The sequence below is a fragment of the Streptomyces sp. NPDC025784 genome, from assembly GCF_055558435.1.
In genome coordinates this window covers 98,141-112,772 of the sequence record NZ_JBVHMN010000007.1, presented here as the reverse complement: position 1 = coordinate 112,772, position 14,632 = coordinate 98,141, and the positions used below count along the sequence as shown (strand labels likewise).

Genomic DNA, 14,632 nt, shown 5'->3' with positions numbered 1-14,632 from the left:
CGTCGTCGTCGCGCCCCGTCGGCTCGGGCCTTTCGGCTGCGGCGGACGACACGACGACGGGGTGAAGGCCTTCGAGACCTCCACCCCGTCGAGGTGGGTTCCGCGGGCCGGGCGTCAGGAGCCCGCCCGGTCCGTCGGTGAGGGGCGGTCAGCGGGTGCGACCGTCACTCACCACCGGAGTCCATCGATCCGGCGTCCATCGATCCACCGTCCATCGATCCGCCGTCCGAAGAACCGGCGTCCGACGAACCCTGGTCCATCGAGCCCTGGTCGGACGAGCCCTCGTCGGACGGGCCGGCCTCGGTTCCGGGATCGGTCTGGCTACCGTCGGTTCCGGGGTCGGTCTGGCTACCGTCGGTTCCGGGGTCGGTCTGGCTACCGTCGGTTCCGGGATCGGTCTGGCTACCGTCGGTACCGGGATCGGTCTGGCTACCGTCGGTACCGGGATCGGTCTGGCTACCGTCGGTACCGGGATCGGTCTGACCGGGATCGGTCTGACCGGGATCGGTCTGACCAGGGTCGGTCTGACCGGGATCCGTCTGACCAGGATCCGTCTGACCAGGATCGGTCTGGCCCGGGTCCGTCTGACCAGGATCCGTCTGACCCGGGTCCGTCTGACCAGGATCGGTCTTCGGATCCGTCTGACCAGGGTCAGTCTTCGGATCCGTCTTCGGATCCGTGCCCGGCTCTCCCGGCTTACCCGGTTCCCCAGGCTTACCCGGCTCTCCCGGCTTACCCGGTTCCCCCGGCTTACCCGGCTCTCCCGGCTTACCCGGTTCCCCAGGCTTACCCGGCTCTCCCGGCTTACCCGGCTCTCCCGGCTTACCCGGCTCTCCCGGCTTACCCGGCTCTCCCGGCTTACCCGGTTCCCCCGGCTTACCCGGCTCACCCGGCTTGCCGACCTGGCCCTCGTCCTTCCAGTGGTCCTTGTCCTTGGTCTTCCAGTGGTCCTTGTGGTGCTTCCAGTAGTGGTGGTTGTTGTGGGTGTCCCAGAAGTAGTACACATGGCTGCCCTGCCACGTGTAGTAGCACTTGTGGTGGTCGTCCCAGTAGTACTTGTAGTGGTCGCCCCAGCAGTAGTGCTTCCTGTGCTTCTTGTCCCAGTGACCCTTGCCCTCTTTCCAGCAGTAGTGCTTTCCCTTGCCCTTGCCGTGGTGTGCGGCGGCATTGGTCACCATCGAGGCGTCGGACATCGGAGCCGCCGATGCGGCCGCGGCCGGCAGAACCACGCCACCGGCGACCACGACGGACGACGCCACGATCGTGGCGATACTCAGCCGGCGCTTAGGACGGACGGCGCCGTGCTTTCGGATGATACGGGCCATGATTGTTTCCTCCTGGCGATGGAATTCGCTCTGTGCGACTCGGAGCCTCTTTTTCTTTCCGGTCTTTCCGGTGAGGCCCGCACCACCAGTAGGCCCGAATCGCGCAGCAGGGTCACGTTCCGAGGGTTCGGGACTTGACGAGCGCCAGGACGGCGGGTAAAAGCCGCATAAGAGACACTTCCGCGGATCACTCCAGCGCCACAGAAACGGCATCCGAGCTGCGACGACGGCCTCGATGACATGCCGCCCCCGCACTCCGAACCCGCTGGGCGCCGAAGCGCGCCACGGAGGACACCGGGGTGATCCGGATCGCGGACGCACCGCGCAGAGACCGACCGGGAAGAATCAATCCACCCCGATATCAATCCACCCCGACATTGATCCACCCCGATATCGAAGAAATTCGGAATGGGCTCGGCGTTTTCACGGACCCGACCGTCACCACGTCGTCATCACCACGTCGTCATCACCATGTCGTCATCACCACGCCGCCGTCGTCATGCGACCGGAATTCCCGTCCGGGTCACGGCCGTACGCCGGCCGGACGGCCACCGCTCCGCCCGGTCTCACCCTGGGAGGGTGATGCCCTGACGACGTCCCGGGAGAACGCTGGACGAGTGCCGGACGGCCACGCGCGCTCGCCGTGGCCGCATCCGTGCGTCGGAGGAGGGCCCGTGAACCAGTACCCGCCCATCGCGGAGCACGGAATGGTCGGCGATCTCCAGACGGCGGCTCTGGTGTCGTCCGGCGGAACGGTCGACTGGTGGTGCACCCCCCGCTTCGACTCGCCCAGTGTCTTCGCCTCGCTCCTGGACAGCGAGCGCGGCGGCCACTGCCGTCTCGCCGCCGATCAGGCGGAACGGAACGGGATGACGGTCCGCCAGTTGTACCTGTCCGACACGGCCATCCTCGTCACCCGGTTCATGGGACCCGGTGGCGTCGGCGAGGTCGCCGACTTCATGGAGCCGATCGATTCCCCCACGCCGACGGACCGGCATCGGCTGGTCCGGGTCGCCCGCGTCGTGCGGGGCAGTCTGCCCTTCACCCTCGACTGCCGTCCGCGCTTCGACTACGGACGGGCCCGGCACAGGCTCGCCCTCGGCGACGACCACTCCGCCGTCCTCCACGGACCCAGCAGCGATCTTCATGTGCAGTCCACCGCCGGTGTCCCCCTCCGGGCCGACGGAGACGACCTCACCGCCCACTTCACCCTCGACGCGGGCCAGGCGGCCGCGGTCGCGCTGACCAGCACCGCGAGTGGCGGTCCCGCTCCGGCACCGCCCACGCTGGACGGCATCGCCGAAGCACTGGAGTCCTGCCGGGCGTTCTGGCAGTCGTGGCTGCGCTCGTGCACGTACCGCGGACGCTGGCAGGACATGGTGAACCGCTCCGCGATCACCCTCAAGCTGCTCACGTACGCACCCACGGGGGCGCCCGTCGCCGCGGCCACCATGGGGCTTCCCGAGCAGGTCGGCGGCGAACGCAACTGGGACTACCGCTACACCTGGATCCGTGACGCCTCGCTGTCCGTGCGGGCCCTGATCGATCTCGGCTTCGACACGGAGGCACACGCGTTCCGCCGCTGGCTGCGCCATCGCATCGAGGCCGGCGGCAACGCCTCCGGCGACCCGCTGCAGATCATGTACCGCGTCGACGGCGACCCCAACCTGGCCGAGGAGACCCTCGACCATCTGGAGGGCTACATGGGTTCGCGGCCGGTGCGCGCGGGCAACGGCGCGGCCGGCCAACTCCAGCTCGACATCTACGGCGAGGCCTCCGACGCGCTCATCGTCGCCGGCGACATCGGGGCGATCCGCGGCTGGAAGTCGCTGCACAACGTGCTGGACTGGCTCACCGACCACTGGGACCAGCCCGACGAGGGCATCTGGGAGACCCGCGGGGGCCGGCAGAACTTCACGTACAGCCGTCTGATGACATGGGTGGCATTCCAGCGCGGTGTCCACGCGGCCAACCACTTCTCCCGCCCCGCCGATGTCGCCCGCTGGACCGAGGCCCGCGACGCGGTCTTCCGCCAGATCATCGAGAAGGGCTGGCACGAGAAACGGCAGGCCTTCGTCCAGCACTTCGACACCGCCGTCCTGGACGCCTCGCTGCTCCTGATGCCCCGGGTCGGCTTCCTGTCGCCGCGAGACCCGGACTGGCTCAGCACCCTCGACGCGATGGACGAGGACCTGGTGAGCGACAGCCTGGTCTACCGGTACGACCCCGCGGCCTCACCGGACGGACTGCGCGGCTCCGAGGGGACGTTCAACCTGTGCAGCTTCCTGTACGTGGAGGCCCTGGCCCGCGCCGGGCGCCTCACCCAGGCCCGGTACGCCTTCGACAAGATGCTCACGTACGCGAACCCGGTCGGCCTGTTCGCCGAGGAGATCGGCCCCTCCGGCGAACAACTCGGCAACTTCCCACAGGCGTTCACCCATCTCGCCCTGATCACCGCCGCCACGGCTCTGGACGAGCAGCTCGCCCGGGCGGAGGCGGGGCCGGATCTCGGCGGAGGCCGTCCGACGCCGCACACCTACCGTTACACGGTGCCCCCCGAAGGCAGGGCCGGCGGAGGCGGCACCGGTGGCTGAGACCGTCGCGGCGGGGCGACGGGGCGGACACCGGCGGGAGTTGGCGGCCCTCTCGCTCGCCCAGTCCATCTGCAGTTTCGCCGGCTCCAACATGAACGTGACGATCAACGACATCAGCCGCGACCTGGACACCACCGTGAGGGCGTGCAGATGGCGATCACGATCTTCCTGCTGATCATGGCCGCCCTGATGATCCCCGGCGGCAAGCTGACCGACCGCTACGGCCGCAAGCGGTGCCTTCTGACGGGCCTCGTCGTGTACGGCGTCGGGGCCGCCGCGGGTCCGCTGATCGGCGGACTCATCACGACGGGCACCAGCCGGCGGGCGGCCTTCGTGTTCCAGGCCCTGGTGATCGTGCTGATCGTCGTGCTGAGCCGGGGATCGAGGATCCGCTGCCGCCCGAGCCGGACCGTCCCTTCGACACCGTCGGCGCGGTCCTGTCCGCGGTCGGTCTGGTCCTGATTGCAGGTGGTGCGCGGCTACGACGCCATCGGGACCGGTGTCATCCTCACGTCGGTGACGCTCGGGCTGCTGGTCCCGTCGCTGGCGGCCGAACGTCTCGCCCGGCACCGCCCGAAGCGGCCGACAAATCATCAACAGGACAACATGCGTCGGTCAGTCGGAGGGTCAGACCCCTTGGACGGTCGGGCTTCGTCGATGGCCAAGGAGAGACCTGCCGGCGCCGGCCGCGCACCGAGCATGGCACCCGCCGCGGAAGCAGACGCACGCTTCACAAGTTCGATCCGTGCCCGCTGCTTCTGAGACTGTCGACTGGCACAGCGGCCGGGCAGGGATGCCGGCGCGCACCACCATCCGGCGCTGTTGATGTCAGCAGCCATCTGCTCCGCAGCTCAAGCCGAGCGGGACAGCCTACGGATGGCGGTCGGATGGCGTCCTACTCCCCGTCGGGACTCGGTCGGAATGCATTGAAGCAGACGCTCCTGCCGGTATTGCAGATTTCTGCGTCCCGGGGGATGAGCGTGCTCTCGGGGAACTCGTACGTCACGAATGTCATCGTCCGGCCCGACGGGAACTTCACCGTGGCTTGCTGCACCGGCGTGGCGTGCTCTGGCGTACCGCCCGTGTAGGCGTAGGGCTCGCTGGCGTTTTCGACGACGGTGACCGTGAGCCACATCTGGTGCACATCTGCGCTACTGCTGACACCGTGCGGAGCGCTTCGGCCCACGTGCACATAGCCGCGTTGCTTGCGTTTGGCCGGCAGACCGAAGCACTGACGGTCCGACCCCCTCTCGCGGACCGACACCATGCAGTACGTGTTGGCGTCTGGCATCCAGGCGACATCCCCCGTACCCGCAGCCCGTCGGCGAAGAACCGCCACCTCAGACGTGGCCGGGACAGCCACATCCGCGGAGAACAACGTTTCACTGCTGTAGGCCTCGACCAGTTTCGTGTCCTTCGCTCCGATCGCCGCCGCGCCCAGTGGTGTAGCAGGACCGGTCTCGGGCGGCTCAGGAGAATGAGAGGAAGCAGGCGAAGAAGCAGCAGACGACGTCGGAGGCGGACTGGCCTCCGTACACCCAGCCCCCACGCAGACCAACACGCCGACGATCGTCAGAAAGACGCGCTTCACTGCCCCCACCCCCTCGGTGAGCACGAGATCATAGCCAAGTTCTCGCGGGCGTCTCGGGCCGGCCGGTAGGCCAGCCCGGGGTCCTTGGTCCATCAGCACGGCTGGGCCTCCCTCGCGGGTCCGCTGGGGCGGTCGGCGCCTCGCCACGGCGGTGTGACCGCCGGCGACATGTGGCCAGGGGCGGTCGCAGAACCCCTGGTGACGAGCATGCACCCACGGGTGGTCGGCCATCCTGCTCAGCCGTGGCCGGCCAGTACGGTAGCGGTGCGTCGCATGCCGAGCTGAGGCATGCTTCGTGGGGCGCAGCGGTCGGCTACTCGCCAGTGACGCCATCGATGGCCTCGCGGAGAAGATCCGCATGGCCGACGTGGCGGGCGTACTCCTCGATCACATGCTCAAGGACGAACCGCACATCGGCGTCACCGAATTCCGGGTTCGGCGTGATGCGTGCGAGGTCGACGGTCACCTTCGCGAATACCTCCCGCGACTCCTCGCACGCCTTCAGGTAGTCCTCGTAGACGTCCCTGGCCGGCGTAGCGTCCGACTCGTCGTACCACTCGCCGCCGTCGGCGGTGACGTAGGTCCGATAGGGGAAGAAGCGAGGCGTCGTGCCGGCCAACGTCCGCTGGAACCAGGCACGCTCAACCCCCTGCAGATGGCGCATGAGCCCCAGCAGGGTCAACGCCGACGACCGCACAGAACGTAGCCGCAGTTGTGCATCCGAGAGTCCCTCGCACTTCCACAAGAAGGTCGCTCGGTGGTGATCGAGATTCGAGGCGATCACCTCCAGCCACGGACCCGATATCGCGCGCTCAGGCCGGACGATCTTCTGGACCACAATGTCGCTCACGCTGGAGTCTCCTTACCGGTCATCAGGCTTGGTCGAGTCCGTACGTGCCCACGATCCGCGGACTGGGCGGCGCCTCTACCGGCACCTCGCGAGCACGTCCGCCCATGAAGACCTCTTTTAGCATCGGAACTCATCGCTCGATGCCGCACCGGGAGTGGCCATCCACGGCTGCGAGTGGCCAGGTAGCGCCGCGAGTCACGGGCGGCCTGAACGCGACCCGGCGAACCTGTGCGGTCACAGCACAGGCGCCACGGCCCGGAAACAGCCCAGAATCGGCTTCAGGCCTCCTACCAACGGGAAAATCCCTGGTAGGAGGCCTGAAGCGTCGAACTTACTTCTTCTTGCCCTGGTTCTTGACCGCCTCGATGGCGGCCGCGGCGGCGTCCGGGTCGAGGTAGGTGCCGCCGGGCTTGACCGGCTTGAAGTCGGCGTCCAGCTCGTAGGCGAGGGGGATGCCGGTCGGGATGTTCAGGCCCGCGATGTCGGCGTCGGAGATGCCGTCGAGGTGCTTGACGAGAGCGCGCAGGCTGTTGCCGTGGGCGGCGACCAGGACCGTGCGGCCGGTGAGGAGGTCCGGGACGATGCCGTCGAACCAGTACGGGAGCATGCGGACGACGACGTCCTTCAGGCACTCCGTCTGCGGGCGCAGCTCCGGCGGGAGCGTCGCGTAGCGCGCGTCGTCGAACTGGGAGTACTCGGCGTCACGCGCGAGCGGCGGGGGCGGGGTGTCGTACGAGCGGCGCCAGAGCATGAACTGCTCCTCGCCGAACTCGGCGAGCGTCTGCGCCTTGTCCTTGCCCTGGAGGGCGCCGTAGTGCCGCTCGTTCAGGCGCCAGGAGCGGTGGACCGGGATCCAGTGCCGGTCGGCGGCCTCCAGCGCGAGCTGCGCCGTGCGGATCGCGCGCTTCTGGAGCGACGTGTGGACCACGTCGGGCAGCAGGCCGGCGTCCTTGAGCAGCTCACCGCCGCGGACTGCCTCCTTCTCGCCCTTCTCGTTGAGGTTGACGTCCACCCAACCGGTGAACAGGTTCTTCGCGTTCCATTCGCTCTCGCCGTGGCGGAGGAGGATCAGCTTGTACGGTGCGTCGGCCATGGCCCCGAGCGTAATCGAACCCGCTGATCGCTCGCGCCCTCGCCCGGCAGGCGGACAGTGCGGCCCGTCGTCGCCGGTCGGTTGACGGCATCTGTTAATCGAGTGGCCTTCCGCCTCCCCCGTTTCGTAAGTTGTGCTCACCGCTTGAGCCGCTTACTCACCTGCCCGACCGGGGGGTCCCGCATGTCACTCGTCTCGCTGAGACGCGCCGCCCGAGAGACCGTCTCGGGGCTCCCCCGCGAGTTCTGGTGGCTGTGGACCAGCACCCTCGTGAACCGGCTCGGCGCCTTCGTCGCCACCTTCATGGCGCTGTACCTCACCCTGGACCGCGGGTACTCCGCGTCGTACGCGGGTCTGGTGGCGTCCCTGCACGGCCTGGGCGGCGTCGTCTCCTCGCTCGGCGGCGGTGTGATGACCGACCGCCTGGGCCGCCGGCCCACCCTGCTGATCTCCCAGCTGTCGACGGCCTTCGCGGTCGCACTGCTCGGCTTCGTGCACGATCCCGTGGCGATCGCCGCGGTCGCCTTCCTGGTGGGCATGGCCTCGAACGCCTCCCGGCCCGCCGTGCAGGCGATGATGGCCGACATCGTCCGCCCGGAGGACCGCGTGCGCGCGTTCTCCCTCAACTACTGGGCGATCAACCTGGGGTTCGCCGTCTCCTCCATGGCGGCCGGATTCATCGCCGAGTTCAGCTACCTCGCGGGCTTCCTGATCGAGGCAGGGATGACGCTGGTCTGCGCCGTCGTCGTCTTCGTGAAGCTGCCGGAGTCCCGGCCGACCCTCACCGACAAGGCCGCGGCGGAACCGGCGGCCGGTCTCGGGACCGTGCTGCGCGACGGACGGTTCATGAGCGTCGTCGGGCTGTCCTTCCTCGTCGCCCTCGTCTTCCAGCAGGGGTCCGTGGGGCTTCCGGTCGCGATGGGCGCGGCGGGCTTCACCCCGGCCGACTACGGCATGGCGGTCGCCGTCAACGGCGTCCTCATCGTCGCCCTCCAGATCCCGGTCACCCGTTTCATCGAGCACCGAAATCCGAAGCGGCTGCTCGTGGTCTCGTCGCTGCTCGCCGGGTACGGCTTCGGCCTCACCGCCTTCGCCGGCTCGGTCGGGGTCTTCGCCCTGACGGTGTGCGTGTGGACGCTCGCGGAGATCGTCAACGCGCCCACCCAGACGGGGCTGGTCGTCCGCCTCTCCCCGGTGCACGGCCGTGGCCGCTACCAGGGCATGTACACCCTGTCCTGGTCGCTCGCCGCGCTCGTCGCTCCGCTGATGTCCGGCGTGGTCATCGACCGGTTCGGCGCGGAGTGGCTGTGGGGGCTGTGCGCCGTGGTCGGCACGGCGGCGGGGCTGGGGTACGCGATGCTGATGCGGAACCTGCCCGCGGAGGAGTCCTCCCTCGCGGAGACGCCGGTCGCGTCCTCCGCCGCGCCGCCGGTCTCCCCGGCGACGGAGGTCGGAGCCGCCTGACGCCGGGACCCGGACGCGGGGACGACGGGACACAGGGACAGGGACAGGCACAGGGACGACGGTGCGATGTGGGCCGGGCGGGGACGACCCCGTGCGGTCGGCGCCGGGACACCCTGTCGGCGCCGGGGTTTCCGGCGTGCACGTCCGGCCCACCCCCGTTCAGTGGTGCATCCGCGCGCCCTTCATCACCTTGTCCACCCCGTTCCGCGGCCCGTACACGGCCATCCCCACGAGGTCCAGGTCCGCCGCCGGCACGGCCCGCACGGCCGCCCGGTTGTCCCGGTCGTTGCCGGTGGCGAACAGGTCGGAGGTGAAGACGGCCCGCGGCAGCTGCCGGGACAGCGCACGGCCGTGGGCGGCGGTCAGCGTCTCCTTGGACCCCTCGAAGACGAGGACGGGCTGCCGGAACATGGGGAGGTAGGCGGTCCCGTCGGCGTCCTCGTACGGCTCGCCGATCACCTCGGGGACGGCGCTGCCGAGGCCGCTGACGAGGAACGCGGTCACATTGAGCCGCTGCCAGGGCTCCAGGTCGTCCCGCAACAGGACGGCGATCTTGGTGTCGAAGCGGATGGGTTCGATGTCCGGGCTGCCGGTGCTGCTGCTGCTCATACGTCGAGACTGCCGACCGCCGTACCGCGTCGTCTTGTACGTTCTTTGCATGGGCCCGCTTCGGGAGATCACGGCGTGGCGTCCGGGAGTCCCGGGTGTCGTGGAGGTCTTCCACGCCCACTACACCGAGTACGCGTACCCGATGCACGTGCACGAGGCGTGGACGCTGCTGATCGTCGACGACGGGGCGGTGCGGTACGACCTCGACCGGCACGAGCACGGCACCCCGCACGACACGGTCTCGCTGCTCCCGCCGTACGTCCCCCACAACGGTTCGCCGGTCACCGAGCACGGCTTCCGCAAGCGCGTCCTCTACCTCGACCTGAGCATGCTCGACGAGAGCTGGATCGGGCCCGCGATGGACGGGCCGGACCTCGTCGATCCGGTGCTGCGACGCCGCGTCGGGCAGATGCACACCGCGCTCGCGCACCCCGGGGACGAGCTGGAGGCGGAGAGCAGGCTGACGCTGGTCGCGGAGCGGCTGCGCGGCCGGCTGCGCCCCCGGGCGGCCGGCGCGCCGGCGCGCCCCGACCGCCCGCTCGCCCGCCGGCTGCGCGAACTTCTCGACGAGCGCCTCGTCGCGGGCCTCACCCTCGACGAGGCGGCCGGGCTGGTGCACGCCCATCCCGCCCATCTGGTGCGGGCGTTCAGCGAGGCGTACGGCATCGCTCCGCACCAGTACCTGATGTCCCGCCGCGTCGACCGCGCCCGCCGTCTGCTGCTCGACGGCGGGGCGCCGGGCGACGTCGCCGCCGCGACCGGCTTCTACGACCAGTCCCATCTCGACCGCCATTTCAAGCGGTTGGTGGGGGTGACGCCCGGCCGGTACGCGCGCACCGGCCTCGGCAGGCCGGCCGGAGGGCCGATCTAGAGGTCGCGCTGGGCCTCGTACAGATTGCGCGGGCGCACCACGTCCGTGGTCCCGTACAGCTCCAGACGGGAGTGCAGGTCCCCGGTGAAGTCCGGTACGTCGATCTGGTCGAACTCGCTGACCTCGTTGACCCCGACGGTGGCGCTGCGGGGCGCGAGACCGTCGATCCTCATGAGGCCGGCACGGCCGTTGGTCACGCGGATGTTCCAGTGGGTGAAGCGCGCGCCGAACAGCGGTCCGGCGGAGGCGTCGCCGCCGTGGCGGCCGTTGTTGTTCACCGTGATGTCGGTGCGGACGTTCGCGAACGGCAGTCCGCGGTGGCTGTCGAAGGTGCCCATCTGCATGTCCCCGCGCGACCAGACGTTGTACGAGGACAGGCCTTCGACGTTGATGCCGTGGAGCTGGGTCCCGGCGGGCGCGGGCACCGTGCGCTGCTCGACGGTGAAGTCCTCGACGAGGTTGTCGTGCGAGCCCTCGCGGCAGAAGTACGGGTGGTGCGATCCGCGGCCGGCGACCCTGGTGCGGCGCAGGGTGCAGGCGGAGGCGGCGACGAGGCCGAAGCCGTTGTCCACGTGGCGCACGACGACGTCGTCGGCCCAGCAGTCGTAGGCGCACTGGAAGACGACGCCGTTGTACCCCTTGTCGAGCAGGTGCGGGAACTGCGGGGTCTCGACGGCCTCCAGGGTGAGTCCCTCGACCCCCGAGCCGGTCAGTTCCGGCACGTGCGTGGTCAGGCGGGGGTCCCATTCGGGCCGGACGTCGAGCGGGAGGGGGCGCTCCAGGGTGACCTTGCGGCCGCGGACGTGTGTGATGCGCACGGGCCACTCGTAAGGGACGTACGAGGTGAGTTTCGTCTTGTCGTCCCAGTAGTAGGCCTCGGGGCCGGGGCCGCCGCCCGACATGTGCTCCAGGAGTGTGTGGCCGGCGTCGTCGGCGAGGCGGAGCAGGACGAGCCCGCCGGGCCGCAGCCGGGACGCGTCGGCGACCGTCACGGTCCAGGAGCCCTGGCGGGCGGGTTCGACCGTCGTGAGGGTCTCCCACTCGTCGCGCCCGTTGCCGGTCCAGCCCTCGAAGGGCCAGGCCTTCGCCCTGATCGCGGCGACCAGCGACTCCCAACGGGCGGTCGGGGCGAGCCAGATGAGGCCGCCCGCCCAGGACCAGGACGATTTGTCGCCGCCGTAGCGGGAGCCGTAGGCGCCGATCAGCTCGGTGAGGTTCCGGGTCGCGTACAGCTTCGTACGGTCGCTGCCGGCACCTCGCAGGACGACGTTCGAGTGCCCGAGGCGAACCAGGTCGTCGATGCGGAAGGTGCCGGGCGGGACGAGAACCGTGCCACCGCCGGCCCTCCCGGCAGCGGCGATGGCACGGTTGATCGCTGGGGCGCAGTCGGTGCTGCCGTCGTCCGTCACGTCGCCGTGGTCGCGGATGTCGGCGACGACGCGGTGGCGGGGCAAGCGCGCCGCCCCACCGCCGCGGCCGGACCGGCCGACGTACGGGATCTGCGGGTGGGTGAACGGCGTACGGGTGAACTCGTGCCAGAGGGAGGGGACTTGGCCTTGTCCTGCGGCGGGGGTGTGGCCCTGCCGTGCGGGGGACGCGGCGGCCGTCCCCGCCGTGCCGGTCACGGCGACGGCCGCCACGGCGGTGGCGCCGGCGAGCAGGCGCCGTCTGGTGACGGTGCCGCGCCCGCTGTTCCCCTCGCCGGGGTCGAGCGCTGCGTTTCCGCCGTTCTCGCCGTTCTCGCCGTTCCCGTTGCTCCCGAAGCTCCCGTTGCTCATGCCCGTCCGCCCTCCATTGCTTCCATGGATGTGAACGACGTTCAGATCTGCGTCGGCGGTGAGCATGCCACGAGGACTCCGGGCGGGGAAGAGGGTGCGCGACCCCTAATTGCCGAGTGGCGTCGGTCAGTTGGCGGGACGCTGGGTCAGATGACTGAACGCGTCCAGATTGCGGGTCGACTCACCGCGGGACACCCGCCAGGCGTACTCCCTGCGGATCGCGGTCGCGAAACCGAGCTCCAGAAGGGTGTTGAAGGCGCCGTCGGCGGCCTCCAGGACGGAGCCGAGCAGCCGGTCGACCTCCTGCGGGGTGACCGCGGCCAGCGGCAGCTTGCCGACCAGGTAGACGTCTCCGAGCGGGTCGACCGCGTAACCGACCCCGTAGAGCTTCAGGTTGCGCTCCAGCAGCCAGCGGTGGACCGCTTCCGCGTTCTCGTCGGGGTGGCGGATCACGAACGCGTTCAGCGACAGCGAGTGCCTGCCGACGATCAGCGAGACGGTCGTGGACAGCTTCCGGGTGCCGGGGAGCTTGACCACGTAGGTGCCGGGCTCGGGGCTCTCCCACTCGAGCTCGGCGTCCTTGAAGACCCCCTCGATGACCTGTGCCGCCTGCTGTACGTCCGCCATGCAGGGAGCGTACGTCAGAGCGGGCACGGCCCGGAGGCCGGTGCGACCGCGGCAGGCGCCGCCGCGGGCCGGTGTCGGCCGGGGCGGGCACGCACCCCGTACCGCCGCGGACGAGTACCGCCCGGACCGGGGTCGCCCTCGGCAGGCGCGCACCCGCCATCGTCGTGGCCGGGTGTCAGCCGGTGCGCGCACGCACCCGGCGCCGGTGGGCCTGCGCCGCGGCCGTGTACACGTCCGCCGTGGCACCGGCCGCGGCGTCCCAGCCGAAGCACTCCGCGTGACGCGCGGCGGCGGCGCCCATCCGGTCCGTGAGCTCCCGGTCGTCCGCGAAACGGCGCAGCACGCGCGCGTAGGCGGCGGGGTCATGGCCCTGCACGAGGAAGCCGGTCTTCTGGTCGCACACGGCGACGGGCAGTCCGCCGACCGACGCCGCGAGCACCGGCGTGCCGGCCGCCTGCGCCTCGATGGCCACCAGGCCGAAGGACTCGCTGTACGAGGGCATGACCAGCACCGACGCCGCCCGGAACCAGTCCGCCAACTGCTCCTGGCCGACGGGCGGACGGAAGCGCACGACGTCGGCGATGCCCAGCCGCGCGGCGAGCTTCTGCAGCCCCTCGGGCTTGGCGAGACCGCTGCCGCTGGGGCCGCCGACCACGGGGACGACGATCCTGCCGCGCAGTTCCGGACGCTCGTCGAGCAGGACGGCGACCGCGCGCAGCAGCACGTCGGGGGCCTTCAGAGGCTGTATGCGACCCGCGAACAGGGGGATCAGCGCGTCCTGCGGGAGCCCGAGGCGGGCCCGGGCGGCGGCGCGGCCGTCGGCGGGACGGAAGCGGTCGAGGTTGACGCCGGGGTGGACGACGGCGACCCTTCCGGGTTCGGCGTCGTAGTGGCGGACGAGCTCGTCCGCCTCCTCCGCGGTGTTCGCGATGAGACGGTCGGCGGCGCGCACGATCTGGGTCTCGCCGATGACACGGGCGGCCGGCTCGGGGGTGTCGCCCTCGGCCAGCGCGGCGTTCTTGACCTTCGCCATGGTGTGCATCGCGTGCACCAGGGGCGCGCCCCAGCGCTCGGCGGCGAGCCAGCCGACGTGGCCGGAGAGCCAGTAGTGCGAGTGGACCAGGTCGTAGTAGCCGGGACGGTGGCCGGCCCAGGCCTGCATCACGCCGTGCGTGAAGGCGCACAGCTGGGCGGGCAGGTCTTCCTTGGCGAGGCCCTCGTAGGGGCCCGCGTCGACGTGCCGGACGAGGACGCCGGGGGCCAGCTCGACGGCCGGCGGCAGGGCGCCGGTGGTGGCGCGCGTGAAGATCTCGACCTCGATGTTGATCGCGGCGAGGCGCTGCGCGAGCTCCACGATGTACACGTTCATGCCGCCCGCGTCGCCCGTGCCGGGCTGGTGCAGCGGCGAGGTGTGCACGGAGAGCATCGCGACGCGACGGGGCCTGCGGTGCAGCCTGAGCCGTGCGGACGCCGTCGGGGAGCGACGCCCGAGCCTGCCGACGTACTGGCTCACGTGGCGTTCCTCCTTGCTGCGGGCATGCCGGTCGGAGGACGCGGCACGCCCTCCGAAGAGGCCAAACGCCGGAGCGGCCTGCTCCATTTCCTCTTTGCCGAATCATTACCCCTTCTCGCTCAACCGTTCGATAGCGGGATGCGTACACCGCCGCGCCCCGGTGGCGTACGGGCTCCGGGGCGGTCCCCGGAGCGGGCATCCTCCGGGGACCGCCCCGGGGCGGCGGGCCGGGATGTTTTCCACAGGTGTGGGCAAGGGGCCGGGAGGTTGTCCACAGGCGTGCCCGGCCCCCGCCGGACGCGCCTACTCTCGTACGC

At 70.3% G+C, this 14,632-nt stretch carries 12 protein-coding genes; 4 read left to right on the top strand and 8 right to left on the bottom strand.

The features are described from left to right. Positions 1-164 precede the first annotated feature (164 nt). Positions 165-1,325 (bottom strand): hypothetical protein, encoded by a 1,161-nt coding sequence (locus ACZ4IF_RS17810; RefSeq protein ID WP_467563895.1) that lies wholly within the window; start codon positions 1,323-1,325, stop codon positions 165-167. Positions 1,326-1,999: 674 nt separating this feature from the next. Between ACZ4IF_RS17810 and ACZ4IF_RS17805 the strand changes: the two genes are divergently transcribed. Next, complete coding sequence (locus ACZ4IF_RS17805) at positions 2,000-3,919, top strand: glycoside hydrolase family 15 protein (protein ID WP_467563893.1); 1,920 nt, start codon at positions 2,000-2,002, stop codon at positions 3,917-3,919. A gap of 150 nt (positions 3,920-4,069) precedes the next feature. Next, a complete protein-coding gene (locus ACZ4IF_RS17800; protein ID WP_467564282.1) occupies positions 4,070-4,381 on the top strand; it encodes a hypothetical protein in 312 nt (103 codons plus the stop codon). Between the two features lie 433 nt (positions 4,382-4,814). Here ACZ4IF_RS17800 and ACZ4IF_RS17795 read toward each other — a convergent pair whose 3' ends face one another. The 3 genes from ACZ4IF_RS17795 to ACZ4IF_RS17785 all read right to left on the bottom strand — a co-directional run bounded on the left by ACZ4IF_RS17795 (position 4,815) and on the right by ACZ4IF_RS17785 (position 7,453). Continuing rightward, positions 4,815-5,210, bottom strand: a complete 396-nt coding sequence (locus tag ACZ4IF_RS17795; protein WP_467563891.1) for a hypothetical protein — start codon at positions 5,208-5,210, stop codon at positions 4,815-4,817. A gap of 613 nt (positions 5,211-5,823) precedes the next feature. Further along, a complete protein-coding gene (locus ACZ4IF_RS17790; RefSeq protein WP_467563889.1) occupies positions 5,824-6,360 on the bottom strand; it encodes a DinB family protein in 537 nt (178 codons plus the stop codon). A gap of 331 nt (positions 6,361-6,691) precedes the next feature. Beyond that, complete coding sequence (locus ACZ4IF_RS17785) at positions 6,692-7,453, bottom strand: phosphoglyceromutase (RefSeq protein ID WP_359488719.1); 762 nt, start codon at positions 7,451-7,453, stop codon at positions 6,692-6,694. Between the two features lie 183 nt (positions 7,454-7,636). Here ACZ4IF_RS17785 and ACZ4IF_RS17780 point away from each other — a divergent pair, with 183 nt between their 5' ends. Continuing rightward, a complete protein-coding gene (locus ACZ4IF_RS17780; protein WP_467563887.1) occupies positions 7,637-8,917 on the top strand; it encodes an MDR family MFS transporter in 1,281 nt (426 codons plus the stop codon). 159 nt (positions 8,918-9,076) lie between these two features. On the opposite strand, the gene ACZ4IF_RS17775 is transcribed toward ACZ4IF_RS17780, so the two are convergent. Beyond that, positions 9,077-9,526, bottom strand: coding sequence for a DUF2000 family protein (locus ACZ4IF_RS17775; RefSeq protein WP_467563885.1), 450 nt, complete (start codon positions 9,524-9,526; stop codon positions 9,077-9,079). Between the two features lie 49 nt (positions 9,527-9,575). On the opposite strand from ACZ4IF_RS17775, the gene ACZ4IF_RS17770 reads away from it, so the two are divergent. Continuing rightward, positions 9,576-10,397: a helix-turn-helix transcriptional regulator gene (locus ACZ4IF_RS17770; protein ID WP_467563883.1), complete on the top strand. Its 822-nt coding sequence runs from the start codon at positions 9,576-9,578 to the stop codon at positions 10,395-10,397. On the opposite strand, the gene ACZ4IF_RS17765 is transcribed toward ACZ4IF_RS17770, so the two are convergent. The 3 genes from ACZ4IF_RS17765 to mshA all read right to left on the bottom strand — a co-directional run bounded on the left by ACZ4IF_RS17765 (position 10,394) and on the right by mshA (position 14,315). Further along, the gene (locus tag ACZ4IF_RS17765; RefSeq protein ID WP_467563881.1) at positions 10,394-12,175 is read right to left on the bottom strand and encodes a glycosyl hydrolase family 28-related protein; all 1,782 of its coding nucleotides are present in this window, start codon (positions 12,173-12,175) and stop codon (positions 10,394-10,396) included. The two genes, ACZ4IF_RS17770 and ACZ4IF_RS17765, sit on opposite strands and share 4 nt — an antisense overlap. 126 nt (positions 12,176-12,301) lie before the next feature. After that, complete coding sequence (locus tag ACZ4IF_RS17760; protein ID WP_467563879.1) at positions 12,302-12,802, bottom strand: type III secretion system chaperone family protein; 501 nt, start codon at positions 12,800-12,802, stop codon at positions 12,302-12,304. Positions 12,803-12,977: 175 nt separating this feature from the next. Next, positions 12,978-14,315, bottom strand: coding sequence for a D-inositol-3-phosphate glycosyltransferase (gene mshA, locus ACZ4IF_RS17755; RefSeq protein ID WP_467563877.1), 1,338 nt, complete (start codon positions 14,313-14,315; stop codon positions 12,978-12,980). Positions 14,316-14,632: the final 317 nt, after the last annotated feature.